The 25,068-nt window shown below is 71.2% G+C and carries 20 protein-coding genes; 7 read left to right on the top strand and 13 right to left on the bottom strand.

What is annotated here, in order from left to right; translation table 11 throughout:
* Positions 1 to 15: 15 nt before the first annotated feature.
* Entirely contained in the window at positions 16 to 1,404 is a 1,389-nt protein-coding gene (locus tag AB0K28_RS15085; protein WP_364369606.1) for an APC family permease, read from the bottom strand.
* A gap of 288 nt (positions 1,405 to 1,692) precedes the next feature.
* Between AB0K28_RS15085 and AB0K28_RS15090 the strand changes: the two genes are divergently transcribed.
* Positions 1,693 to 2,901, top strand: a complete 1,209-nt coding sequence (locus AB0K28_RS15090; protein WP_364369609.1) for an SRPBCC family protein — start codon at positions 1,693 to 1,695, stop codon at positions 2,899 to 2,901.
* Positions 2,902 to 3,073: 172 nt separating this feature from the next.
* On the opposite strand, the gene AB0K28_RS15095 is transcribed toward AB0K28_RS15090, so the two are convergent.
* The 4 genes from AB0K28_RS15095 to AB0K28_RS15110 form a co-directional block, all read right to left on the bottom strand.
* Positions 3,074 to 4,504 carry a hypothetical protein gene (locus AB0K28_RS15095; protein ID WP_364369612.1) on the bottom strand — a complete coding sequence of 477 codons (1,431 nt, stop codon included), beginning with the start codon at positions 4,502 to 4,504 and terminating at the stop codon, positions 3,074 to 3,076.
* Positions 4,505 to 4,623: 119 nt separating this feature from the next.
* The gene (locus tag AB0K28_RS15100; RefSeq protein WP_345400345.1) at positions 4,624 to 5,202 is read right to left on the bottom strand and encodes a helix-turn-helix domain-containing protein; all 579 of its coding nucleotides are present in this window, start codon (positions 5,200 to 5,202) and stop codon (positions 4,624 to 4,626) included.
* A gap of 140 nt (positions 5,203 to 5,342) precedes the next feature.
* Complete coding sequence (locus tag AB0K28_RS15105) at positions 5,343 to 5,633, bottom strand: DUF3817 domain-containing protein (RefSeq protein WP_345400348.1); 291 nt, start codon at positions 5,631 to 5,633, stop codon at positions 5,343 to 5,345.
* Positions 5,634 to 5,687: 54 nt separating this feature from the next.
* Positions 5,688 to 6,998, bottom strand: coding sequence for a family 43 glycosylhydrolase (locus AB0K28_RS15110; protein ID WP_364369616.1), 1,311 nt, complete (start codon positions 6,996 to 6,998; stop codon positions 5,688 to 5,690).
* A gap of 303 nt (positions 6,999 to 7,301) precedes the next feature.
* On the opposite strand from AB0K28_RS15110, the gene AB0K28_RS15115 reads away from it, so the two are divergent.
* Positions 7,302 to 8,753 carry a protein kinase gene (locus AB0K28_RS15115; RefSeq protein WP_364369619.1) on the top strand — a complete coding sequence of 484 codons (1,452 nt, stop codon included), beginning with the start codon at positions 7,302 to 7,304 and terminating at the stop codon, positions 8,751 to 8,753.
* Positions 8,754 to 8,756: 3 nt separating this feature from the next.
* Here the strand turns inward: AB0K28_RS15115 and AB0K28_RS15120 are convergent, their stop codons facing one another.
* The 4 genes from AB0K28_RS15120 to AB0K28_RS15135 form a co-directional block, all read right to left on the bottom strand.
* Positions 8,757 to 9,914, bottom strand: a complete 1,158-nt coding sequence (locus AB0K28_RS15120; protein WP_364369622.1) for a magnesium and cobalt transport protein CorA — start codon at positions 9,912 to 9,914, stop codon at positions 8,757 to 8,759.
* 227 nt (positions 9,915 to 10,141) lie between these two features.
* Positions 10,142 to 10,963 carry a DUF817 domain-containing protein gene (locus AB0K28_RS15125; RefSeq protein ID WP_345400362.1) on the bottom strand — a complete coding sequence of 274 codons (822 nt, stop codon included), beginning with the start codon at positions 10,961 to 10,963 and terminating at the stop codon, positions 10,142 to 10,144.
* A 63-nt stretch (positions 10,964 to 11,026) separates the two neighbouring features.
* The gene (locus tag AB0K28_RS15130; protein WP_364369672.1) at positions 11,027 to 12,193 is read right to left on the bottom strand and encodes a zinc-dependent alcohol dehydrogenase; all 1,167 of its coding nucleotides are present in this window, start codon (positions 12,191 to 12,193) and stop codon (positions 11,027 to 11,029) included.
* 87 nt (positions 12,194 to 12,280) lie between these two features.
* Positions 12,281 to 12,739, bottom strand: coding sequence for a hypothetical protein (locus tag AB0K28_RS15135; protein ID WP_364369625.1), 459 nt, complete (start codon positions 12,737 to 12,739; stop codon positions 12,281 to 12,283).
* Positions 12,740 to 12,989: 250 nt separating this feature from the next.
* Between AB0K28_RS15135 and AB0K28_RS15140 the strand changes: the two genes are divergently transcribed.
* Complete coding sequence (locus AB0K28_RS15140; protein ID WP_364369628.1) at positions 12,990 to 14,690, top strand: ubiquinol-cytochrome c reductase cytochrome b subunit; 1,701 nt, start codon at positions 12,990 to 12,992, stop codon at positions 14,688 to 14,690.
* Positions 14,691 to 14,953: 263 nt separating this feature from the next.
* Positions 14,954 to 16,201 carry a site-2 protease family protein gene (locus AB0K28_RS15145; protein ID WP_364369631.1) on the top strand — a complete coding sequence of 416 codons (1,248 nt, stop codon included), beginning with the start codon at positions 14,954 to 14,956 and terminating at the stop codon, positions 16,199 to 16,201.
* A 205-nt stretch (positions 16,202 to 16,406) separates the two neighbouring features.
* Here the strand turns inward: AB0K28_RS15145 and AB0K28_RS15150 are convergent, their stop codons facing one another.
* Positions 16,407 to 16,724 carry a DUF6355 family natural product biosynthesis protein gene (locus tag AB0K28_RS15150; RefSeq protein WP_364369634.1) on the bottom strand — a complete coding sequence of 106 codons (318 nt, stop codon included), beginning with the start codon at positions 16,722 to 16,724 and terminating at the stop codon, positions 16,407 to 16,409.
* A 196-nt stretch (positions 16,725 to 16,920) separates the two neighbouring features.
* Between AB0K28_RS15150 and AB0K28_RS15155 the strand changes: the two genes are divergently transcribed.
* Positions 16,921 to 18,075: a hypothetical protein gene (locus tag AB0K28_RS15155; RefSeq protein ID WP_364369637.1), complete on the top strand. Its 1,155-nt coding sequence runs from the start codon at positions 16,921 to 16,923 to the stop codon at positions 18,073 to 18,075.
* Between the two features lie 356 nt (positions 18,076 to 18,431).
* Complete coding sequence (locus tag AB0K28_RS15160) at positions 18,432 to 18,839, top strand: hypothetical protein (protein ID WP_345400377.1); 408 nt, start codon at positions 18,432 to 18,434, stop codon at positions 18,837 to 18,839.
* Between the two features lie 124 nt (positions 18,840 to 18,963).
* Here the strand turns inward: AB0K28_RS15160 and AB0K28_RS15165 are convergent, their stop codons facing one another.
* The 3 genes from AB0K28_RS15165 to AB0K28_RS15175 form a co-directional block, all read right to left on the bottom strand.
* Complete coding sequence (locus AB0K28_RS15165; protein WP_364369640.1) at positions 18,964 to 19,416, bottom strand: hypothetical protein; 453 nt, start codon at positions 19,414 to 19,416, stop codon at positions 18,964 to 18,966.
* Positions 19,417 to 19,768: 352 nt separating this feature from the next.
* On the bottom strand, positions 19,769 to 22,246 hold the full coding sequence (gene fxsT / locus AB0K28_RS15170) for an FxSxx-COOH system tetratricopeptide repeat protein (protein ID WP_364369643.1): 2,478 nt from the start codon (positions 22,244 to 22,246) through the stop codon (positions 19,769 to 19,771).
* Positions 22,247 to 22,885: 639 nt separating this feature from the next.
* Entirely contained in the window at positions 22,886 to 23,881 is a 996-nt protein-coding gene (locus AB0K28_RS15175; protein ID WP_364369646.1) for a hypothetical protein, read from the bottom strand.
* 84 nt (positions 23,882 to 23,965) lie between these two features.
* Between AB0K28_RS15175 and AB0K28_RS15180 the strand changes: the two genes are divergently transcribed.
* The gene (locus AB0K28_RS15180) at positions 23,966 to 24,922 is read left to right on the top strand and encodes a helix-turn-helix domain-containing protein (protein ID WP_364369649.1); all 957 of its coding nucleotides are present in this window, start codon (positions 23,966 to 23,968) and stop codon (positions 24,920 to 24,922) included.
* The last annotated feature ends 146 nt before the right edge of the window (positions 24,923 to 25,068 follow it).

Consider the following 25,068-nt stretch of genomic DNA (forward strand, 5'->3'; position numbering starts at 1 on the left):
CCTGGTGCCTGGGGGTCAGGATCTTCTTCGTGACCACCAGGTGAGGCCCCACAGGAGCAGGCCGACCGCCAGCAGGACGCCCGCGATCTCGTACTGGCCGGCCGGGCGGCCGGAGGACCAGGGGAGCACCAGGTAGAGGCAGGTGACCGCGCCCACCACGGGCAGGACCCGGCCCGCCTTGAAGTGCTCGACTCCGGTGTCCTCGCGGCGCAGCACCAGGACGGAGACGTTGACCAGTGCGAACACCGCGAGCAGCAGCAACGACGTGGTGCCGCCGAGCAGCGCGACGACCGGGCTGTCGGGCACCAGCGAGACGTAGGCGATGAGCAGCAGCGCGATGCCGGTGGTGAACACGATGGACGCGTGCGGGGTGCGCCGCGCCGGGTGCACCTTGGCGAGGAACGGCGGCAGCACGCCCTGCTTGCTCATCCCGTACAGCAGGCGGCTGGCCATCAGCATGTTGATCAGCGCCGAGTTCGCGACGGCGAACATCGAGATGAACGGCAGCAGCTCGCCGATCGGCACCCCCGGCGCCGCCGTCTCCACCACCGTCACCAGCGGCGTCTCGCTCTCCGCCAGCCTGCCGACCGGCACCACCGCGACCGCGCAGATCGACACCAGGACGTAGATCAGCCCGGTGATGCCGATGCCGGTGAACATCATCCGCGGGAAGATCTTGACCGGATTCTTCGTCTCCTCGGCCATGTTGACGGAGTCCTCGAAGCCGACCATGGCGAAGAAGGCCAGCGACGTGGCCGCGCTGACCGCGAGGAACACGCTCTTGTCCTCGGGCGTCTCGAACGCCACCACCCGGGAGAAGTCGGCCTGCCCGCCGGTGATGAAGTAGAGGCTGAGCACGATGACGAGCAGCAGGCCGGACAGCTCGATCGCGGTGAGCACCACGTTGACCTTGACGCTCTCGCCCACGCCGCGCAGGTTGACGGCCAGCACCAGCAGCATGAACGCCATCGCGATCAGCAGGATGACGGTGTTGCCTGCCTCGAAGCCGAAGCCGGTGGCGAGGTTCGCGGCGAAGGCCCGCGAGGCCGCCGACGCCGAGGTGATGCCGGAGCACATCACTGCGAAGCACACCATGAAGGTCAGCAGGTGTTTGCCGAACGCCTTATGGACGTAGAGCGCAGCTCCCGCCGCCTCCGGATATTTCGTGACCAGCTCCAGGTAGGAGCACGCCGTGATCAGCGCGACGATGAACGCGATGGCGAACGGCAGCCACGCGGCGCCGCCCACCTCGCCGGCCACCTGGCCGGTCAGGGCGTAGATGCCGGTGCCGAGGATGTCGCCGACGATGAAGAGCAGCAGGAGACCTGGGCCCATCACCCGCTTGAGCGCGGGCTGGCCGTCGCTGCCCGTTTCCGCAGGGCCGGGGGGACTGATCTGTGACATAAGGGTCCTTGTCGTGCGTCAGCTGTACGGCTGCTGGGGGAGGGGAACACGTCCCGCGCGCGGGAACCTCGTGAGACGGGGGACCACGGCGCCGACAGGAAGCTGCTCAGGCCGGACCGGCCGCGTGATCACGACAGTCATCCTGACACTTTACGGCTCCGGTGGTCATCCGTGAATACGTCGTCACGCAGAGTCGGCGCGCGCCTCGGTTAGCGCAGGTCATGGGCGGGTAGCGGCCCTCCGCGAGCATGAACGCGAGCATGATGCCGGGTGCGAACTGGGGGAGTAATGAGCACCTATCGCGACGTAAGCGCGGGGGACGGCCGGTCACGCCTTCCGATCGTCCTCAAGTCGGCCGGGGCGGGGGCCTGCGCGGGGGCCGCGGCCGTGTACCTGCTGGACCCCGCGCGCGGGCGGGCCCGCCGGGCGCGCGTACGCGACCAGGCCGCGCACGCCACGCACGAGGTGCGGGACGGCGCCGGCGTGCTCAGCCGCGACCTGGGCAACCGCGGGCGCGGCGCGGGCGCCGCGCTGCGCTACCAGGTCAGCGGCCGCTCCGCCGACGACCGGGTGCTGACCGAGCGGGTACGCGCCGAGCTGGGCCGCCACGTCAGCCACCCGCACGCCGTCCATGTCACGGTCGAGGACCACGTGGTGACGCTGGACGGCGACCTGCTGGCCGGCGAGGAGGAGCGGGCCAGGAAGGCCGTGCGCCGCATTCCCGGCGTCCAGTCGGTCGTGGCCCGCTGGACCCCGCACCTCGACCCGACCGGCGTGCCCACGTTGCAGGGGCTTGGCCGGCCCCGCGAGCCCGTGCCCGAGCTGCTGCAGCAGCGCTGGTCGCCGAGCGCCAGGTTCATGGCGGGGGTGGCGGCCGCGTACGCGCTGACCGCCGCCCGCCGCCTGCCGGGCCCGCTCTCCTGGGTCGTCCGCACGGCGGGCGTCGCCGTGGCCGCCCGCGCGCTGACCAACCTGCCGCTGCGCAGGCTCACCGGCATCAACGCGGGCCGGAGGGCCGTGGACGTGGGCGAGGCGGTCGAGATCGCCGCCCCGCCCGAGGCCATCTGGGAGCTGGTGGGCGACTATTCGGTCTTCGCCCGGGTCATGCCCGACGTGTACGAAGTGCGCCGCTCGCCCGACGGTGAGCTGTCGCACTGGATGATCAAGGGCCCGGCCGGGGTGCCGATCCGCTTCGACGCCACCGAGACCAAGCGTGACGAGGGCAAGGAGATCGCCTGGAAGTCCACCGAGGGGCAGCTCATCGCGCACACCGGGTCGCTGCGGCTGGTGGACAGGGGGCGGGGCAGGACCCGCGTGCAGGTGCGGCTGACGTACAACCCGGTGGTGGGGGCCGCCGGGCACGCGATCGCCAGGCTCCTCGGCGCGGACCCCGGCCACAAGCTGCGCCAGGATCTCGCGCGGCTGAAGCAGCACGTCGAAGGCGAGCACCGGCGGCGCAGCGCCCCGCGCGAGCGCCCCGCCACCGTCGGCGCCTGACGCTGGCGGTGGCGGGGCGGCCACCGCGCACCCGCGCGGGTGGGCCGAGCGGAGTGGGGCCGAGCAGGGTGGGGCCGAGCAGGGTGGGGCCGAGCAGGACGTCGGCCACCCATCTCGTCGTGGGCTGCTGGGCCCGCTTCCGGTGATCGCACCGGAAGCGGGCCCAGCCCTCTCATGGGGTGAGCAGCCCCCAGTACGCCGCCCACGGCACCAGCAGCAGCGCCCCTGATAGCAGCACGCCCCGCCGGAAACCGCCCCGCCGGAAACCGCCCCGCCGGAAGCCGGACCGCTGGGCGCCGACCGCGCTCACCACGCCCGCGACCACGGTCAGCGCGGTGAGGAGTTGCAGCGCCAGCCACCACGGAGGCCGTCCGAGCACCGCCGCGTCCACCTCCGTGGCGCCCGTCATGACGACGGACCCCAGGTAGAGGAGCGTTCCGACCAGCACGGCCGTCCCACCGGCGGCCACCACCCTGGGCGCCCACCGCGCCACCGTTCCCCGGTCGTCGCCCGCCCGGCCGCGCACGCGGCGTACGGCGCCGCCGATCCCGTAGCAGGCGAACGCCGCGAGCATCGCCGCGAACACCACCACGTGCAGGACAGGCGACTCGTGCCAGGCGGGCGCCGCGACCGGCCGGCTGGCGAACGGCTGGGCGGGCGGCGGGTCGGCGACCACGGCCGGGGGACCGGCGGCGAGGCCCTTGACCCAGGAGGCGACCGTGTCGACGTACCCGGGCGCGAACCCGGAGCCCCGGGTGAAGCCGTCGTGGCTCGCCCGCAGGTCGTGGTCGGCGTCGCGGACGACCTTCAGCGCGTAGTGCCCGTGGCCGCCGCGCTCCAGCGTCTGCCGGAAGATCGCCAGGCTTTCCCCGGGCGCGGTGGAGCGGTCGTGCTCGGCGAAGACGGCGAGCAGCGGCCGGCGGACGCGGGCGAGGTTCGCGACGGGGTCGTTGCCGGTGTCGCCGAACAGGCCGGCCGCCATGAGCACCCGGCTGAGCCGCGTACCGATCGGGTCGATCAGCCGCTCGGCGACGCCGGCGTGCGCGAGGTGGGCGCGGTTGCTCCACAGCTGCGTGCGATCAGGACGCAGGGCGCCGGCCCCCACCGTGACCACGAACGCGACCGTGTCCGCGCGTGCGGCGGCCAGGGGGACGACCCAGCCGCCCTGGCTGTGCCCCCACAGCCCCGTCTGCCGCGGATCTGCTTCGGGGCGGCGGCGCAGCAGGTCCAGGGCGGCGAGCGCGTCCGTGGCGAGGTCGTCGAACGAGGTGGTCGCGCGCGAGTAGCCGGCCCGCTTGTCGTAGACGAGCGTGACGACCCCGGCCCTGGCGAACGCCTCCGCCTCCGGCTGGTACGCCGCGCGCGACGTGCTCCCTGACCCGGCGACCAGCACCATCGCGGGCAGCCCGCGGGCGCCGGCGGGGGCGAGCAGCGTGCCGTGCAACGTCCGGCCGTCGCTGGTGAAGCTCACGTCGGTGGCGGTCAGATCAGTGGCGGTCGGATCGGTGGCGGTCAGATCGGTGGCGGCCTGGCGTACGGGCTGGAGCAGCGCCAGCAGCGCGACCAGCAGCAGTAATCCGGCTGATTTGCGTACGGACAGCATGGAGTGCTCTCCTAACGAGGAAAGGTGTGAGCATGAGGAACTCGCCTGGTGGCGAGGCATCGCAGCTTTCGCAGAGCCCGGGTCGCCGAGTTGCCGCTCGGCGGCCCGGATCATCGTCGTCAGTCGTGTCGGCCGGTGGCGCCCTCCTCGGGGTCGGGGAACGCGACGAACCTGGTGTGCACGGTGCGCGCGCCGGGCGCGGCCTGGCCGTGCGGACGCTGGTAGCGCTTGAGCAGCGCGAGATAGTCGGTGAAGAACGCCATCAGCTCGTCGAGGTCGACCGTGATGACGCCGCGCGAGAACGGTCGCGCGGCGGCCCACGGGCCCAGCTGGTCGCGGACCTCGTCCAGCCGGGCCAGCAGCTCCTTGTCCTCGCCGAACCACACCTCGGCGAGCAGGTCGACGGCGTCGCGCATGGCGGGCTCCTGCGCGCCGCGCGGCTCGAAGCGTACGCTGCGGCGCGCGGAACGCCACCAGCGTTCCTTGCCGCGCGCCCGCTCGGGCACCTCCTCCACGAACCCGTGCTCGGCCAGGATCCGCAGGTTGTAGCTGGTGCCGCCGGTGGTGACGCCCAGGCGGGCGGCCAGGGTCGTGGAGGTGGCCTCGCCGAGCAGCTCCAGCTCCCTGAGTATGCGCTGCCGGAGCGGGTTGGCCAGCGCTTTGGCCGCGCCCAGGTCGGCCATGTCGTCTTCCGGCATATGTGCATCATAAGTCGTGCACGACAATTCGTGCACACCTGAAAAACGCCCCCGGCCTCAGCGGGCCGGGGGCGCGGTGGGTCAGGCCGATCGCGGGGGGTGCGGGCGGCCATGCGGCGCCCGCACCTGAGCGCGGTGGGTCAGGCGGGTTGCGGGGTGCGGGCGGCCATGCGGCGCTCGAACCAGAGCGAGGTGAACGGCGGCACCGCGCACGCCAGCCCGAGCACGATCGCGCCGCGGCTCCAGCCCGCCTCCCGCGCCGAGAGCAGCACGCCGAGCCCGTAGAGCACGAACAGGGCGCCGTGGATCGGCCCGAACACCTTGACGCCGAGCTCGCCGGTCTCGGTCACGTACTTGAAGAACATCCCGACCAGCAGGCCCGCCCACGAGCACGCCTCGGCCACCGCCGCGATCCGGAACCAGCGCAGCACTTTCGCCCCTTTCCTAGGTCCGCGTCACTCTACAGCCTGTAGAGCAAGGCCGGGTCAGCGGCCGTGGCAGCGCTGGACGTAGAGACGGTTCCCGCGCGGCCCCGTCCACTCCAGCCGCACCACGCCGGCCACCGCCGCGTCGCCGACGCGGGACGGGTCGGCCCAGTAGCCGACGTTCGGGTTGCGGAAGAACGTGGCCCACAACCGTCCGGCGTGGTCGCGGAAGACGTTGTTGTGCCCGGCGCCGACGCCCAGCGTCCACCGCTTGGAGTAGGGGCCCTCGAACCGGTCGGCGACGGCGATCACCGCGTCGTACTGGTACTGCGTCCGTCCGGCGCCGCCGGGGTCGTAGGCGTAGCGGGTGCTGCCGTCGGGGTTGGTGGAGGTGCGGTCCCAGGCGGCGTGCAGGAGGTAGTACTTGCCCTCGTGCTTGAAGACGTACGCGCCTTCGAGGTATGGCTCCGGCGCGTACGGCTGCTGCTGGAACGCGGGCAGCCCCGTGGCCGGGACGATGTCCTCCATGTCGTCGCGGAACTTGGCGTACAGGTGGTTGTGCAGCACCAGCCACGCCTCGCCGCCTTCGCTGTAGAGGCTGCCGTCGATGTGGTGGTACGCGCCCGGCTCGATGAACGCGGGGCCGCCGACGAAGGACTCGCCGAACGGCTTGTCCAGGTTGCCCTCCGCGAGCCGGTAGGGCCCCTCGACTCCGCCCTCGCTCACCAGCAGGAACGAGCCCACCTTCTGGGAGTGGTCGCCCATGCAGGCCACGATGTACCACTTGCCGCGGAAGTAGTGCACCTCCGGCGCCCACGCCTGGCCGCGCTTGCCGAACCTGTCGTCCGTCCAGTACTCCTGCCACGGCGCCACCACCGTGCGCCCCTCCCGGTTCTCGCCGGCGAACTCGGGCGACCACACCTTGCCCTTCTCCGCGTCCGGCCTGATGCGGGTGGTGTCCGCCAGCCGCCACGGGCCCTTCAGCGACGGCGCGGTCCACACGAAGATGCCGTCGTTCCAGGGGCCCGCCGCCTCCAGGCCGGGCACCCGCGTGGTGCCCGTCGCGACATAGAGCGGGCGGCCGCGCACGATGAAGCAGTTGACGTACGTGTCCCGCATCCACACCCGGCCGAGCTCCCGGTCGCGGGGGCGCAGTTCGAGCGGCAGCACGAACGAGTTGTCCTCCCTGGGCCACAGGTCGGGCCGGGTGTCCGCAATGCCGTACGGCTCCTGCTGCGGCCAGTTCGCGGGATAGCGTCCCGGCGCCGCCTGAGCCGCCGTCGCGGGCAGCGCCGCCGTCCCGGCCAGACCTGCCACGCCGGCCAGCAAGGCCCTCCGGCCGACCTGCGCGCCGTTGTCGGAACCAGTCATCAGTACGTCCTCCCACTGCGGTGATCCGCCGCGGCTCGCCGCGACCTGCCGGAGAGTCTGCCGAAGTCGCGCAAATTTCGTCAATAACCCGGAAGAAATCGGCTCGCGGGTTCCAGACGCCCGGAAACCCCGTACCGGACGGGAAAACCGGTGCGGAGAAGTGCTGCGGCGGGAAACCTTGCGGGCCCGCCCAGGCGTTGGAAGGGTGAACAACGCGTGGCGAAAGGCGGAGATGCGGGACAATGTCCCGTCCTGTACGGACGACCAGCGGCCAACGGGGGAACACGGAGGATGACGTCGAGGATGAGCACGCAGGCGCAGGAACAACTCGGTCCCTACCGAGTGCTCAGGAAGATCGGCGAGGGCGGCATGGGGGTCGCCCACCTCGGTCTCGACGAGGCGGGACGGCACGTAGCGATCAAGGTGCTGCACCCGCACGTGGCCGCCGACCTCAAGGCGCGCGACCGCCTCTTCCGCGAGGTCGAGACCATGCGGCGGGTACGCAGCCGCTTCGTCGCCGAGGTGCTCGACGCCGAACTGGCCGGGGGCCGGCCCTACGTCGTGACCCGCTTCGCCAACGGCCGCACGCTCGAGGACACCGTGCTGACCGGTGGCCCGCTGAGCCCGCACGACGTCGTCAGGCTCGCCCAAGGGCTGTGCCAGGCGCTGGTCGACATCCACGCGGCCGGGGTGATCCACCGCGACCTCAAGCCGTCCAACGTCATGATGGTCGACGGCGCGCCCCTGGTCATCGACTTCGGCATCGCGCACCTGGTCGACGCGGCCAGGCTGACGCAGACGGGAATGTTCGTCGGAACGCCCGGCTACCTCGCGCCCGAGATCATCCGCGAGTCGCTGGTCACCCAGGCGGCCGACGTGCACGCGCTCGCCTCGACGGTGTTCTTCGCCGCCACGGGGCTGCCGCCGTTCGGCACGGGGACGTTCGAGTCCGTCTGCTTCAACACCATGGAGGGCCGCTGGCAGGCCGAGCACGCCCCGGCGTGGCTGCGCGGCTGGCTGACCAGGGCGCTGACCCTCGACCCCACAGAGCGGCCCGCCGCGCGCGAGCTGGCCCGCATGGCCGCCGAGCTCGACCCCGACGGCGGGAGCCCCCGCCCCGCCACGCGGGCCGACCGTACGCTCACCATGGACGCCGTCTCCGACCTGCTGCCGCCCGTCGCGTACGCCACGAGCGTCCACGAGCAGCGGCACCCCGCGACCACCGCGGCGGAGACCGTGCAGGACCCCCTGCCGGAGCCGCCGCGCCCAGCGCCGCCCGCCGAGCCGTTCGACCTGCGCAGATTCATGAAGAGCAGCGGCTTCTCCGGCGTGCTCGTGCTGGTCGTGCTGGCGGCGTTCACCGTGCTCGAGCCGGTCGCGGTCGGCCTGATCGCGGCCGGGCTCTCGCTGGCGCTGCGGGTCGCCGGCCACTTCCTCGACGAGGAGCGCGAAGACGTCTTCAGGGCCGCGCTCGTGGCGGTCGGCCACCTGCTCCTGTCGCTGGCGTTCGGCCTCGTCGCCGGCACGCTCCTGAACATGACCGGCCTGCTGAGCGCCGGCCACGCCGAGTCGCTGGCGGCGGGGGTCTTCACGATCGGCCTGTTCGCCCTGCCCGGCGCCGGCCGGGTGCGCCGCGTCGCCTCCGGCGCTCTCGCCCGCGTGCTGCCCGGCAGCAGCGCGGTCGTGGTCAACACCGCGATCCTCGGCCCGATCGCGCTGATCACGGTGATCGTCGCCCTGACCCAGGGCCTGTAGGGCTCAGAGCCAGTCGCGGCGCTTGAAGATCAGATAGAGGCTGAGGCAGGTCAGCGCCATCAGGCCGAGCGCGAAGGGATAGCCGTACGTCCAGCGCAGCTCGGGCATGCCGGGGGCCTCGAAGTTCATGCCGTAGACCGTGCCGATGAGGGTGGGCGCGAAGAGGATGGCGGCCCACGAGGAGATCTTCTTGACCTCCTCGTTCTGGGCCAGGCTGGCCTCCGTCATGTGCTTGATCTCTTCGTTCTGCGCCTGCGTGACGAGGGTGGCGTTGACGGTGAGGATGTCGGCCAGCATCTGGCGGAACCCGTCGACCCGCTCGGCCACCGTGGTGGCGTGGTCGGCGACGTCGCGCAGGTAGCGCTGCAGCTCCTCCTCGGTGCCGTACTTGTCGAAGCCCGCCGTCAGGCCGTCGAGGATGGCCAGCAGCGGCCTGGTCGCCCGCTGGAACTCGATCACCTCGCGTGACAGCTCGTAGATGCGCCGCGAGACGCCCGGGTCGCCGCCGAAGACCTGGGTCTCGATCTCGTCGATGTCGTTCTGCAGGCCGGCGATGACGGGGGCGTAACCGTCGACGACGTGGTCGAGGACGGCGTACAGGACGGCTTCTGAGCCGCGGGCGAGCAGCCCGGGGTCGGCCTCCATGCGGGCGCGCACCGGGTGCAGCGGGGGAGCGTTGCCGTGGCGGACGGTCAGCACGAAGTCGGGGCCGCAGAACAGGTGGATCTCGCCGAACTCCACCTCCTCCGCGGCGTCGTCGTAGCGGGCGGCGCGCAGCACCACGAACAGGGTGTCGCCGTAGCGCTCCAGCTTGGGCCGCTGGTGGGCGACGACGGCGTCCTCGATGGCCAGCTCGTGCAGCCCGAACTCCTCGCCGAGCTCCGCGAGGTGCGCCTCGTCGGGCTGGTAGAGGCCGATCCAGGCCATCGTGCCCGGCTCCTCGCGCAGGCGGGCGCGTACGTCGGCGGGCGACGACGGGCTGTCGAGGCGCCGGCCGTCGCGGTAGAGGGCGGCGTCGAGCACCTGCGCGCCGAGCTCACGGTCACCGGACGGGCGGCGGCCACGCGGGTCCATCGACTGCTCGGGCGCGGGCTCTGCTTGAGCGGCGGCGGCGGTGCGGCGGACGGGACGCAGAACGCGGGACCGCCAATCGGACATCATCAGGGACCTCCGGAAAGACTCAAGGGGCGACGACCCGGCCCGCGCGACGGAGGAGGCGCGCGGCGCTGCCGGGTGAAAGGGGAAGTCGGCGGCTCAGTGAGTGCGACTAGGAGGTTGACTGCTCATGCAGCCTCACCTCCTCGCCCTGAGGCCACGGCGTGGTGGCATCCGGAAGAACCCGCTCAAGATACCGCACGGAGATGACGTGCAGATTGACGGTTCGTGTCTCATGAGGGCACGCGGCGCACCGGCGCCGCCCAGCCACTCACCCGGCCGCGCGAGGCGGCGAGGTGCAGCCTGCCGCGGCTCGCCTGCCACGAGGCGACCATCACGAACGTGACGCTGACCAGCAGCGCCCACGCCCCGAACTTCGCCGGGTGCACCAGACGCCAGGTCTCCTGCTGGTACGGGTACTGCCAGGCGCCCAGGAAGGTGGCGATGTTCTCGGCCACCCACAGGAAGAAGCCGATGAGGGCGAGCGCCAGCGCCAGCGGCATCTGGTAGCGCCGGCCGCCCACCGTGAAGTGCACCACCGTGCCCCACGTGACGAGCAGCAGCGCGGCGGCCAGCGGGAGCCGCAGGTCGATCCAGTAGTGCTGGCTGACGAAGTTGACGTAGACGGCGAGTGCGACGAGGGCCGTCGGCATCGTGCGGTAGTTCGCCAGCCGCAGCTCGAAGATCCGCCACGCCGAGCAGACGTAGCTGCCCACGGCCGCGTACAGGAAGCCGCTGTAGAGCGGCACCCCGCCGATCTTGGTGTAGGCGTCCTCGGGATAGCTCCACGAGCCGAGCCTCACCTTGATCAGCTCGAAGGCCAGCCCCACCAGGTGGAACGCGGCGATGACGGCGGTCTCCGCGCCGGTCTCCCAGCGGGTCAGGCGCAGCAGCGCGGTCACCGCGACGGCGTACAGCAGCAGCGCGTCGTAACGCGGGATCGGCAGCGGCAGCACCGACGAGGCGGCGAGGCCCGCGAACATGGCGAGCGCGAACGTGCACGACCGCGCCTCCGCCCAGGCGAAGCGGAGCAGCTGGGTGACGAAGAATCTCACGCCTGTATCCGATGGCGGCTGCCACGCCGGAGTTCATGAGATCGTGTGAAATGTCGGTGCAGGTCACGGGCGGAAGACGGCGCGGACGCAGCCGTCCAGCTTCCGCTTGAACAGCTCGTAGCCCTTCGCGCCGTCGTCCAGGCTCATCGGATGCGTCAGCAGCGCGGAGGCGTCGATCTCGCCCCGGCCCATCCGCTCCAGGATCATCGGGATGTAGCGGTGGCCGTGCTGCTGGGCGCCGCGCATCGTCAGGCCCTTGTTCATCAGCGCGCCCATCGGGAACTTGTCGACCATCCCCACGTACACGCCGAGCACCGACACCGTGCCGCCCTTCCTGCACGCCTGCACCGCCTGGCGCAGCGCGAGACCCCGGTCGGTTTGCAGGCGCACCGCCTGCTTGGCGCGGTCGTAGGCGTACTGGGGGCCGGTGCCGTGGCTCTCCATGCCGACCGCCTCGATGCAGACGTCCGGGCCGCGCCCGCCGGTCAGCTCCTTGAGCGCGTCCAGCACGTCCGTCCGCTCGTAGTCGAGCGGCTCCGCGCCAAGCGCGGCGGCCATGCCGAGCCGCTCGGGGAAGCGGTCGATCGCGATCACCCGCTCGGCGCCCATGCGCAGGGACGCCAGCGCGGCCATCTGGCCCACCCCGCCGCAGCCCCACACGGCCACCACGTCACCCGGGCCCACCTGGCCGAGGTCCGCGCCCATCCACCCCGTCGGGACCGCGTCCGAGGCGAACACCGCGTTCGAGTCCGGGACGTTCTCCGGCACGGGGAAGGCGTTGACGTCGGCGTACGGAACCCGGACGTACTCGGCGTGGCTGCCCGCGAAGCCGCCCATGGCGTGGGAGTAGCCGAAGATGCCGGCGCTGGAGTGGCCGTTCAGCTTCTCCTGGAGGCCCGGGTTCGGGTTCGTGTTGTCGCACAGCGACCACAGGCCCTCCTGGCAGTAGTGGCAGCGGCCGCAGCCCAGGATCGAGCACACGGTGACGCGCTCGCCCACCCGGCGGTGCCGTACGTCCTGGCCGACCTCCACCACCTCGCCGACGAACTCGTGGCCCAGCACGTCGCCCTTCAGCATCGCGGGGACGTAGCCGTCCAGCAGGTGCAGGTCGGACCCGCACACCGAACTGGCCGTCACCCTGACCAGCGCGTCCTGCCGATTGAGCAGCTTCGGCTCCGGCACGTCCTCGACCGCCACCTCGTTGACGCCCGTCCAGCACAACGCCCTCATCACGCCCTCCTCCTTCGCCCGCACGGCGCGCTCATCGTGCGCGCCTCCGCCGTTCTCCCCGGGGTGCTCCTCGCGCGCGCCGGGCGGTCACCGGGCTCCCCTTCGTGTGAGCTGGCGGAGCGCCGGGCGGGCGGCGCGGCCGAGCGGGGTGCGGCGGCCCTCCGGCTGCCCCTCCACCACCAGCACCTCGCCGGTCTCCAGGAGCTGCTTGAGCGCCCGTACCTGCTCCCTGGTCGCGCCGTCGGCGGTGCGGACCGCGATCTCGGTGCCCCGGCCGCCCGGCGCCCGCGTGATGCGCACCTCGTGCCGCTCGGCCAGCCGGGCGAGCAGGTCCGGCCGCTCCCTGCCGGTCAGCTCGGCGGGGTCGACCTCGACGGTGACCGCGTACCAGGGGACGGCACCTGGACGCCGGTTGCGCAACGCCCGCCTGGCCGCCATCGCGGCCGCCCCCGCCCCGGCCGCGCCCGCCAGGAGCAGCCCCCGCCGCTTCCAGCCGCGGGCGCGGTGGCGGCGCGTGCGCACGGTGATCGTGGATGTGGTTCTCATGGTTGCGCGGCTGCCCGTCACACCCATGGGCAAACCGCCCTTCGCCTCGCCCGCCCTTCGCCTCGCCCGCCCTCCGGCCCCAGGGCCGGTGCGCTGCTCGGCGGGAAAGTCCTTGCTGGGGCTTGTGTTTTCGTGGAGGAGATCGGGGGCAGCCGCCTTACCAGTTGCCCCGGCGGTTCCAGCGTGGGGGCAGGCGATCACGGGGGCCTGAGATCGTCCTGCCGGGGCCGCGGCTATGGGGAGGCCATCGATGGAGACACCGCCGAAGTTCATCAGCGGGCCGGCCAGGTTCCTTGACGACCGCATCGGCGGCGCGAACTTCCTCAAGCGCAACCTGCGCAAGATCTTCCCCGACCACTGGTCGTTCCTGCTGGGCGAGATCGCGCTCTACACGTTCATCATCCTGCTGCTGACCGGGACGTTCCTCACCTTCTGGTTCCGTCCCAGCATGGGCCACGTCATCTACGACGGCCCGTACGCGCCGCTGCTCGGCGTGCAGATGTCCGAGGCGTACGCGTCGACGCTGGAGATCAGCTTCGAGGTGCGCGGCGGCCTGCTGATGCGGCAGATCCACCACTGGGCGGCCCTGCTGTTCGTGGCCAGCCTGGTCGTCCACATGCTGCGGGTGTTCTTCACCGGCGCCTACCGCAAGCCGCGCGAGATCAACTGGCTGATCGGCATCGGCCTGTTCACGCTGTCGCTGTTCGAGGGCCTGACCGGCTACTCGCTGCCCGACGACCTGCTGTCGGGCGCCGGGCTGCGGATCACGCAGGGCGTGCTGCAGTCGATCCCGCTGGTCGGCACGTACGTGTCGTTCTTCCTCTTCAACGGCGAATATCCCGGCGAGACCGTCATCGAACGCTTCTACGCCCTGCACATCCTGCTCATCCCCGGCATCCTGCTCGCGCTCATCACCGCCCACCTCGTCCTGATGTGGGTGCAGAAGCACACCCAGATGCCGGGCAAGGGACGTACCGAGCGGAACGTGGTGGGCGCGCCGCTGCTGCCCGCCTTCATGGGCAAGTCGGGAGCGTACCTGCTGTTCACGCTCGCGGTGGTGTGCGGGCTCGCGACGTTCGCGCAGATCAACCCCATCTGGCTGTTCGGCCCCTACACGCCGGCCGACATCTCCGCCGGCTCCCAGCCCGACTGGTACATGGGCTTCCTGGAGGGCTCGCTGCGCCTCATGCCGCCCTGGGAGATCAACCTGTTCGGCACCGCCGGCGGGACGCTGCCGCTCAGCGTCCTCATCCCGGCCCTCGTGCCCCTCGGTCTGATCATCACAGGGCTCGTGCTCTTCCCGTTCCTGGAACGATGGGTCACCGGCGACCGGCGCGAGCACCACATCGCCGACCGGCCCCGCAACAACCCGCACCGCACCGCCATCGGCATCTCCGCCATCACCTTCTACGGGGTGCTGTGGCTGCTCGGCGCCAACGACCTGTTCGCCGCCAACTTCCACGTCAGCCTCAACTGGACGACGTACATCGGGCGCGCGCTCATCTTCATCGGCCCCGCGCTGGCGTACTGGATCACCTACCGCATCTGCCTCGGCCTGCAGCGCTCCGACGCGTCCGTGACCGCGCACGGCGTCGAGTCGGGGGTCATCCAGCGGCTGCCGCACGGGGAGTTCATCGAGGTGCACACGAAACCGTCGGACGACATCGAGGCGCACGTACGGGGCAAGACCCCCGTCCCGATGCTGCCGTCCGCGCCGGACGGGGACGGGGTGCCGCCCGAGGTCGCGCGCGGGCCGCTCGGCCGGCTCAGGGTGAAGATGAGCCGGGCGTACGGGGGAGAGAAGATCCGGCTGGGCGCCGGGCACGGGGACGGGCACGGGGACGGGCACGGTCCTCATGGCGACGGGCACGGGTACGGGGATGGGCACGGCACCGACCTCGACGACCGCGACAGCCCGCCGCCCGCCAGGACCGGCCCGCCCGAACGGTGACCCTCCAGCGACCCGCCTCCGGACGCGGGCCGGTGGCCCGGCCTTCGTGCGAGTCTTCGCCTTCGCGTCGGTCCCAGCGTTCGTGCGGCCCGGCCTGTGCGCCGGCCTCGGGCGTATCTGGGGAGCCGCCTCTGGGTGAGGCCCTACCGGTGGCTGCGGCCCTCGCGCGGGCCCCGCCTTTGCGGTGGGGCCTCACGGCGGGGCAGGTGACCTGCGGCGGACTGAGGGTAAGTGACGGCGACAGCCTTCTCTCGGGAGGGAAGATGCGCTCCTCGATTCCTCTTGGCCGCGTCGCCGGAGTCCGGGTCGGGCTCAACATCAGCGTGCTGGTCATCGTCGTCATCCTGGTCGCAGGGCTGGCGTTCGGGCGGTTCCCGGTCGTCTTCCCCGGCCACTCTCCGGCGGTCTACCTGCTGGCCGGGCTGGTCGCCGCCGTCCTGTTCATGGCCTCGCTGCTCGCCCACGAGCTGGCCCACGCGGTGACCGCACGCCGCCACGGCATCGAGGTGTCGCAGATCACCCTGTGGCTGCTCGGCGGTGTCGCCGAGCTGCGCGGCGAGCCGCGTACGCCGGGCGCCGACCTGAAGATCGCGGTCGTGGGGCCGCTGACGAGCCTCCTGGCCGGCGTGGTGTCGGCGGCCGTCGCGGTGCTCGCCGGCGCCGTGACGGGGGTGCCGCTGCTGGCCGGCATCTTCTGGTACCTGGCCGGGGTCAACGTCCTGCTGGCGATCTTCAACCTCGTCCCGGCTGCGCCGCTCGACGGCGGACGGGTCCTGCGGGCCGCCCTGTGGGCGCGCTGGGGCGACCGTACGCGGGCGGCCGTCGTGGCGGCCCGAGCCGGCCGGGTCTTCGGGTACGCGCTCATCGCCCTCGGCTTCCTCCAGGTCGTCACCGGGCTCGGGTTCCAGGGGCTGTGGCTGGCCCTCATCGGCCTGTTCCTGGTGAACGCCGCCACCGCCGAGGAACAGCAGACCCAGCTCGGCAACGCCCTGTACGGGCTGCGCGTCGGCGACGTCATGTCGGGCAGGCCCGTCACCGCCCACCCCGAGGAGACCGTGGCGGGGCTGATCGATCGGGTGGTCATGCGGCATCGGCTGTCGACGTACCCGCTGGTGGACCGGCTCGGCGTGTTCACCGGGCTGGTCACGCTCAACCGCATCCGCCGGGTGCCTCCCGAGGCCCGCGCGGCCACCCGGCTGGGCGACATCGCCTGCCCGCCGCACGAGGTGCCCCAGGCGCGTCCTGACGAGCCGCTGACGGATCTGCTCGGCCGCATGGACGGCTGCGCGGACGGCCGCGCCGTCGTCCTCGACCCCGACGGGCACCTCGTCGGCCTGATCACGCCCAGCGACATCAGCCGCGTGGTCGCCACGGCCGGCCTGCGCGCCACGGACCCGTACCTGGGGCCGCGCGGCGCCGACGTCGCCGTACCGCATCAGCGCCGCGAGGACGACCCGCGTCAGCGCCGCGACGACGACGCCCGCGTCCGTCACCACCACGACGCCACCTGACGTCCTACCTGCGCACCCCGTCCGGTCTTATCGGGCGGGGTGCCGCCGTGTTCCGCCGACAGGCGATCGCGCTGCCGGTATTCGCGGGTTGCCGGAATGCGCCTTCCAGCGCTATTTCCGGATTTATTCGATTAACTGCGGTGAATGCGGGCGGGCCCGGCGCGTGGTCGCACGCGCCGGGCCCGGCCCCCGAGTTCGGCTCCGGTCAGCAGGTGCCGCGGTGGTAGACCCTGAAGACGTTGTTCCAGCTGCCCAGGTGGGCGACGCTGCCCGGCGTGACGCAGTGGTAGGTGTTCGACGAGACGATGCGGGTCACGAACAGGTTCTCGTTGGCCTGCGAGCAGTTCTTGTACATCGCCTGGTCGTTGTCCCGGTACAGCCCGCACGGGTTGCGCGCGGCCGCTGCCGCCGCCCCGGCCGCTGCCGCCGCCCCGGCCGGCACCGCCGCCGTGCCGCCCGCGAGCAGGATCGCGCCGATCGAGGCGGCGAGTACCACGCGTCGTGCGGTGTTCGTCCTGGTCATGGTGGTTCTCCTTCGTGCTGCTCGCTCCCGCCGGGCGGCGGGAGACGATCGTCAGTGAAGTCGTGGCGGTGAGGTGTCCAACAGGACTTCGGACGGATTCGGCCAGACTCGGACGCGGAGAGTGATGGATCGTAAACTTTCCGCAAGGACTGGCGGACGAGACAGAGGGGCGATGAGCGCGGATCTGCAAGGAGGTATGGAGCGTCGCGGCGACGTCGACGCGCTGGCGGCGGTGACCTCGCACGAGGAGCTGGTGAGGCTGCTGGCCGAGGAGTTCGCGCGGGCCGACGCGTCGCTGCGCGAGCTGGAGTCGCGGGCCGGCAAGCTGGGCGGCACCCGCCTGCCCCGCGCCACGTGCGCCGACATGCTGGCCGGGCGGCGGTTCCCGAAGAAGGCGGTGATGCTGGCGTTCCTGCGGGCTTGCCGGGTGCCCGAGGAGCGGCTGCCGGGGTGGGAGCGGGCCTGGGAGCGCGTACGGGTGGGGCGGTTGCCCGTGACCACGGAGGACGCGGCGCGTGGCGGGACGGCCGCCGCGGTCCCCGGCGAGGCGGGCGCGGCTGCGGGCGGTGTCGGTTCCGACGGTGAGGCTCTCACGCCCGGTGGAGAGCTCACCCACGGCGCGCCGTCGAAGGCACTCACCTACGCTGAGGCGCCCCTCGTCCCCGGCGGTGCGGCGGGCGGGGCTTTCGTGTCGGGTGCGGCTCTGATCGCCGGCGAGGTGATGCCCGTGGCGGGCCGCTCGCCCGGGCGAGGCTGGGGCAAGGTGGCCGTGGCCACTGTGCTGGCGGCGGTGGTGGCGGCAGGGGTGACCGCGGTGGTCGTCATCGGCCTGCACCGGGTCGATCCGCCGCCGCGCCGTACCGTCGTGGGCCGTATCGTCACCGACGACGGGCGGGCGTTCGGTCCGGGCGGGTGGAGCCGGTTCACGGTGCGGGTCTCCCCGGCCAACACCGGCGTGCGCCTGATCCGCCGCCTCGACGTGGGCGTCCCCCTCCAGCAGGCCACCATCACGGTGAACGGCCTCCCCGCCGGCGTCTGGCCGCCGCTGCTCGGCGACGACGTCTACAAGTGGCGCGACCAGGTGGTGGACCTTCCCCCTGAGGTGACCGCCGGCCGGCGCGCCCTCACCATCGTGAACACGTTCGCCTCGCACAACGACGGCTTCAACGAGTTCCGGTACGACGTCCAGCACCAGGTCGGCGGCCGCTGGTCCACGGCGGACACCCTGGACGTCGGCCCCGATCACGTCGCCGATGAGGCCGCCCACGATTACCGCATCGAGGGCGAGGGCTGGCGCGGCAGCCAGACGTTCGCGTACCCGCCGTCCAAGGAGGACTGGACCGTCCGCTGAGCGAGCCCACCGACGCCAGGCCACTCCGGCCGCCTTGCGGGGCTCCCGATCCCACTCGCTCAGGTGACCTCGGCGCGCCGGTGGTTCCAGCTCAAAAACCCCTTCCACGAAGCGCTTCCAGTCGCCTTCTGGGGCCGGGTGAGCGTCCTGTTATTGAATGCAATCTGTGGGTTTTGACGGGTTGTTTGGGTTTAAGGAGGTAACTGAGAACATCTGCATGGGTACGTCTGCTTGCGTCTAGGTGTCCCGACAAAAGTGCGGGTGCCGGATTCTGGCCGATTTATCCAGGCAAGGAAACGAGAGCAGTGAATACCAACATTCGCCAAGCGCGCGCGTCTCGTCGCGGACGGTACGCCATGCTGGCCGTGGCCGCCGCCGCCTCCAGCGTCATCTTCCTTCCAGTGGCCCAGGGTGTGGCCTCCGCGAGCGCGGGCTTCCACACCGTTCAGGCCGGCGGCCCGCCCGCCCCGGCGGCGCCGGTGCGCCACGTCACCAAGGTGCGCCACGTCCCGAGGGAGAAGCCCATCCTGCACAACCCGCGGTACCACATGCCGCGGATCAGGGTGATCATCCACAACCGCAACCACAACAAGAACCGCCGCCACCACGAGATGCGCCACCACCGCCACGAGCGGGTCCTGCCGCAGCGCGAGGTCGAGCCCGAGGTCAACGAGGAAGAGCAGCCGCCGATCGAGGAAGAGATCGAGGAGAACGAGCCCGTGAGGAACGACGGCCGCTGGTGGTGGCCGAACGAGCTGCGCTAATGCGCGAGCGGTGCTCGTACGCACGACAGGGCCGCGGTGCAAGCGGTGGGTGCGACGGGACCGCGGGCGCCACGCGCCACGCGGACCCGTCCCCGGCCGCCCGCGCCGCGGCCCTGTCGCGGCATCACGTGAACGGGTTGTCCGACGTGTACGACTTGGTGCGGGTGTTGTACTGGCTGCCCGGGTAGAACCAGCCCCCGGTCACCTCGAAGCGCACGTTGGCGACGGCGGCACCGTGGGCGACCTCGGCGGCGTACAGGGTGGTCATCTGGCAGCCCGGCGTGGACGTCGTCCCGGTCGACACCGGCCAGATCTGGGTGCTGCCGTTGACGTAGATCCGCAGGTTGGGCGCGGGATAGGCATGCAGCCAGCACAGCCGCACCGCGTAGCGGAACATCGTGTCCCCGTCGTCGAACGCGATCGTGCCCTCCAGCCGGGCGAGCCCGGTGTTGCTGGGGTCGGTCGCGTTCAGCTGGATGTAGACGGGCTGGTCGGGCCCGTACGCCGCGTGCGCGGGGGAGAGCGGCAGGAAGACGGCGGCCAGCGCCGCGACGACGACCGCCATCGCCCTCACCACGCGCCGGACCGTGGAACGTGCTGCCAAGTCACACCTCATCTCTTCGAGGAAAAGCTCGGCGCATTATGCGATCACCGATGACCACCGGTCCACAGGCCCACTATTTCCGGTCGTACCACCATCGGTCCCAATCTGTTCCTTTTGTATGCCACCAGCACGAGAAGACCAACGAGCGCACCCGTAATGCGTTGGATGCGGTGAAATTTTCATCCGTCGCTTAGAAATCGCCCGGCGGTCGCCGTGATCGGAGAGCGCTCCCGGTAGTCCGAACCTCTGGGCGGCGCTTGAAGGGCTTTGGCGCAAAAATTCCGCTGATCGGCTGGGATGCCTCGACCTCGTCTCACGAGCGTCACTACAGGCTGAACGGGTCGAAGTCCCAGTTGAATCGTTCGCCCCTTGCTGCGACCAGCCGCTCAGGGTGGTCGGGTGGCAACATCCGCTCGTAGAGAGCCATGGCGCCCGCGTAAAGCTCCTCGCTTTGCGTCATCTCGCCGGCCGTGCGCAGGTCGATGGAGAGGTTGACGGCGGCGGCCATCGACAGCAGGTTCTCGTCGCCGTAGAAGGCTCGGATCTGCTCCAGATTCTTCTCGTCCAGCTCGCGCGCCTTCTCGTGCTCGCCCAGGGCGGCGAGGTCGTCGGCGAGGTTGATGACGCTGCTGAAGGTGTAAGCGTGATCGGGGCCGATCTTGGCGAGCAGCCCTTTGCGGGCTTCCTCGTCCATCTCCATGGCCCGCTTGGCGTCGCCGCGCAGCCGGTAGAACAGGGCCAGATTGATCATGCAGCCGTACGTGAACGGGTGGTCGAAGCCGAACCTGCGCTGATAGCGGGGGAGCACCTCCCGGGCCAGTTTCATGGCCTCCTGCGGCTCACCGGCCTGGCGTAACGTGTTGCTGAGCGCGACCGCGGCGGCCATCGTCTCGGGGTCGTCGGGACCGTACAGCTTCATCAATCGGCCGTGCGTCTCCTGGACGAGCTCCAGCGCTCCCTCCAGGTCACCGTTGCGGCGTTTGGCGATCGACAGGTCACGAGCGGCGGCGAGGGTGAGCGCGTGTTCTATCTGCAGCTCGCGAATGCCGTGCGCGTAGGCCTCCTCACCCAGGTCCACGGCTCTGGCGTCGTCGCCGACCAGGCGTGCGATGCAGGTCAGGCCGTTCCAGCTCGACTGCACGTCCCACTTGCTAACGCCCTCGAGGGCGCTGCTCTGCTCCAGGAACGCGAGCTGTTGCAGTTCGAACGCCTCGTCATAGCGCGTCAGCAGGGCATGATCGAGCGCCATATTGTTGATCACGCGCAGCGTCTGCGGGGCGTACGGGCCGAACTTCTCCTCGTGCGCTTGCAGTGACCGCTTGTCCTGGGCCAGGGCCTCGTTGAAGTTGCCCTGCGAGCGGAGGTCGGCCGCGTAGATCAAGGTCTGACAGAGCGTCTCCTCGTCGTCGGGGCCGAGTTCCTTCCGCATGAGGTCGAGGGTCTCCTCGTTCATGGCGTACGACTCGTCATAGGCGCCGGTCAGCCACAGGAGCGGGCCGACGTTCCGGCGCAGGCTCAGCACGTTCCGGTTGTATGGACCACCCTCTGCGGTCCAGTTCTGAAGGAACTCCTCACCGAAGGCCTTGGCGGAGTTGTAGTTGGCCGTCTGGTGGAGGTAGCGAACGATGTCGACGCCGAAGCGTTGCACGGCCTCGTCGTTGCAGGCGATCATGCCGGACGGTCGCACGTGGGGCAGGAGAGTCGCGTACGCGTCCCGGTTCTGGGTGTTCTCCGGGTCGCTCGGCGATCCGGTGGCCAGGAGCTGGTGCACCTCGTGGCGGATCTGGTCGCGCTCGTCCGGTTCGAGCGAGTCGCGCAGCAGCGCCTGCACCAGCCGGTGCACCAGGACGGCGCCCGCCTCCATCTCGATCTTGACCAGTGCGAACCGGCTGAGCTCGGCGAACGCCTGGTTGAGCGTGAGGGGGTCGGACAGGATCGGCCCCATACGCTGGGCACCGCTCTTGTTGCCGCGGCGGAAGACATCGCGGGGAATCGGGTCTGGACCGAAGAAGGCCAGGCAGCGCAGGACCTCGGCGGCGGCGGGCAGGCGGTTCTCGATCTCCATCACCGACAGCTGCCAGGCCGCCGTCATCGAGTGCGGATATTCGGTGGACTTGTTCATGTCGAGCAGCGCCCTGGTCTGCTCGGTCAGCAACTCGACGTACTCGTCGGTGGACATGCCGGTCATGGCCTGCAGGGCTGCGGCCTGTTCGAGGGCGAGAGGAAGATCTCCGAGTTCGCCCGCCAGACGTTCGGCCTCCTTCTGCGCCACGTCGCGTTGCAGACGCTTGCGGAGGAAGGCGACGCTCTCGGAGGTGGAGAAAACATCTACGGGGACGGTCTCCGCCACGCCGCTCCACCGGCTGTTACGCGAGGTGATGAGCACGTGGCCGGCGCCACCCTGCGGGATGAACTCCCGAATGTCCTCGGGTCCGTCGGCATTGTCGAAAATGAGCAGCCATCGGTCGATGGGATCACCGCGCTCAAGGGCCTCGCGGACCGCGGCGGCCGCTTCCTCGATGCCGGTGCTGCTGGCGGAGGGCAGCTTGAGCTCGTTGGTGAGGTCGGCCAGCGTGCTGGGCACCAGCATCGGCTGGTCTGCGGGTATCCACCAAACGAGGTCGTAGTAGTTACGGAAGCGCCAGGCGTACTCGATCGCGAGCTGGGTCTTGCCCACCCCGCCGAGCCCTTGCAGCGCCTGGGGGAGGGGGACGACGGCGGCAGTGGTGCTGCTCTCCAGGCTCGCCCGCAGCTCGTCGAGCAGGCTCTCGCGTCCGGTGAAATGTTTGTTGCGCCCTGGCATGCGCTTGCCCCAGATAGGAGGTGTCGACTGTTTTCCGACCCGCTCATTCACCTTTGCCCGCCCTCCTATCTACCTTGTCGCCGATCCTACGTTTTTCTCGGCGGAAAGGTGTCGCAAGAATCGAATCGAAGCTCAAGCATTGCTTCTCGCCGGACGTAGCGGAGTTCGGTCAACCGAAATCGGGGCAAGTCTGACAATCAATCCGCTCGGTGGATGGATCGACGTGCCTTGACTTGATCGGCGGAGTGTCCCATGACGTTCAGCGGCAGAGGCGCTCACACCTTCGTTGGCCCAGCCGTTTCGCCGGGATGACGGCGCGAAGTTCTTCGGCCGTGACCATGATGTCGCCGAGCTGAAGAAGCTGTTGCGTGCTGCCCAGTGCAAAGGGATGACGAGCGGCTTCGGCAGGAAGTGCCTCTCCTGCAAGGGGAAGCGCGGCGGCTGGAAACGTCAGTGCTGCGAGAAGAAGGAGACCGAGTCGAAACTCAGGAATGCGACACGGCGCCCGACCTGGCCAACCCGAAGAAGGTCTGCACGATAGGCAAGGAGGACGGCACTGCGGTGTCGAGGAATATAAGGCGACACCTTAGGAGCGTGCGTCCACGCCCCGGCCCCCTTGGAGGTGGCCGGGGTCGCGCGTCATGAGGGGCGGTTCGGCGGCGGGATCAGCTCCGTGCGCAGGTCGTGGCTGCCGTCCGGGCGGCGGGACTCGTAGTAGAGGCGGTGGGTGCCGTCGGGGAGGGGGAGGACCTCCAGGTAGCGGACGTCCGCGACGGGGCCGCCCGCCACCGGCGTCAGGAGGCCCGATGCGCCGGGCACGGCCAGGCCCGTTCGTTCGCGCCAGTTCTCGGCGGCCGAGGCGCGGCCGTCGTAGCAGGCGCGGCCGTCCGGCAGCACGCTCGTCAGGCGGGCGCCGCGGGCGTCCCAGGTGCCGGGGCGGCCGGTCAGGACCGTGCCGTGCCAGCGCCAGGTCAGCCCGTCCTGGCTGGTCGCGTACGCGGTGCTCATGCGGTCCTCGGCGCCCGGCACGTCGAGCGGGTGGCAGCAGAGCCACGCCTGCCAGGTCCGGCCGTCGTGGCGAATCACCGGGTCCTTGACGCCGGTGCGTGCGTCGCCCGCGAAGACCGTGCGCATGCCGGCCGTCGCCAGGCCCTCCGGTGAGTCGGCCTCCAGCACGCCGATCCACCAGTGCTTGGTCCCGGGTGTGGCGCAGCTGACGTACAGGCGCCAGCGGCCCGACGGCGTGCGGACCAGGGCGGGGCGCTCCACCATGGCCGCGCGGAACCGGTCGCGGGGCAGCAGCGCGACCGTGGTGAAGCGCTCGCCGTCGGCGGAGCGGGCGATGACGTTGTGGTCCTCGGCATTGGTGGAGAGGGCTGTGGTGTCGTGGTTGTCGGTGTCGGTGTCGGTGTCGGTGTCGGTGTCGGTGTCGGTGTCGGTGTCGGCGGAGTCGGTGATGGCCTTGTGGTTCTTGATGTCGCGCACCCGGTAGGCGAGCACGTACGTGCCGTCGTCGTCGAGCGCGGCGCTCGGCGCGCCGGCCCAGCGCTGCGGCCCTGGCCCCGGCGCGGGGACGGCGATCTCGGAGCGGCCCTGGCCCGGCAGGGGGAAGGGCAGGTGCGTGGTGAGGGTCATGCGTCTCAGCGTCGCGGGACAAGCGGGTGGCGGGGGAGTGGCAGGAACGCCCATATACCGGAATTTCCTGCCATACTCCGAGGCGTGATCCGGGATGTCGTCGCCGTGGTCGGAGACGTGGCCGCCACGTTCGAGCTGGGGATCGTCTGCCAGGTGTTCGGTCTCGACCGCGCCGACGACGGGCTGCCCGTTCACGACTTCGCGCTCTGCGCGGCGGAGCCCGGCATGGTTCCGACGACGTCGGGGTTCGCCGTACGGGTCGAGCACGGGCTCGATCGCGTCGCCCGCGCCGACCTGGTGACCGTGCCCGCCTGGCCGGCGCTCACCGCACCCGTGCCCGAGCCGCTGCTGGACGCCCTGCGCGCGGCGGCGGACCGCGGCGCGCGGGTGCTGACCGTCTGCACCGGCGCCTTCCTCGCCGCCGCCGCGGGACTGCTCGACGGGCGGCGGGCCACCACGCACTGGCAGTTCGCCGGGCTGCTCGCCCGCACCTATCCGCGCGTCCAGGTCGAGCCGGACATCCTGTACGTCTCCGACGGCCCCGTGCTCAGCAGCGCGGGTGCGGCGGCCGGGATCGACGCCTGCCTGCACCTCATGAGAGTGGAGTACGGCGCCGCCACGGCCAACGCCCTGGCCAGGCGCCTCGTGGTGCCCGCGCACCGCTCCGGCGGCCAGGCCCAGTACGTCGAGGCGCCCATGCCGCCGCCGCGCACGCCGTACGAGCTGTCGGAGCTGCTCGACTGGATGCTGCGGCACCTCGACGAGCCGCTCACCGTGGACACGCTCGCGGCGCGCGCCGCCATGTCGCCGCGGACGTTCGCCCGCCGGTTCAAGGCGCTGACCGGCACCGCGCCGCACCGCTGGCTGCTGGAGCACCGGTTGCGGCTCGCCGAGGAGCTGCTGGAGACCACCGACCTGAGCGTGGACGCGGTGGCGGCGCGGGCCGGGTTCGGCGGCGCGGACACCCTGCGGCACCACTTCGCCGCCCGCCGCGGCATCACCCCCGCCGCCTACCGCCGCGCCTTCCGCCACGGTCCCTGACGCCGGCGCCCGCCCCGCCGCAAGTCCCTGACGCCGGCGGCCGCCCCGCCGTCTTCCCTGACACCGGCGCCCGCTCCGGCCCCTTCCTGCGCAGACGGCCCTTCCCCACGGCTCGCGCGTCGGCGGGCCTCCTCGCGTACCCTTAT

The sequence above is a fragment of the Nonomuraea sp. NPDC049504 genome (assembly GCF_040676845.1).
Taxonomy (GTDB): domain Bacteria; phylum Actinomycetota; class Actinomycetes; order Streptosporangiales; family Streptosporangiaceae; genus Nonomuraea; species Nonomuraea salmonea.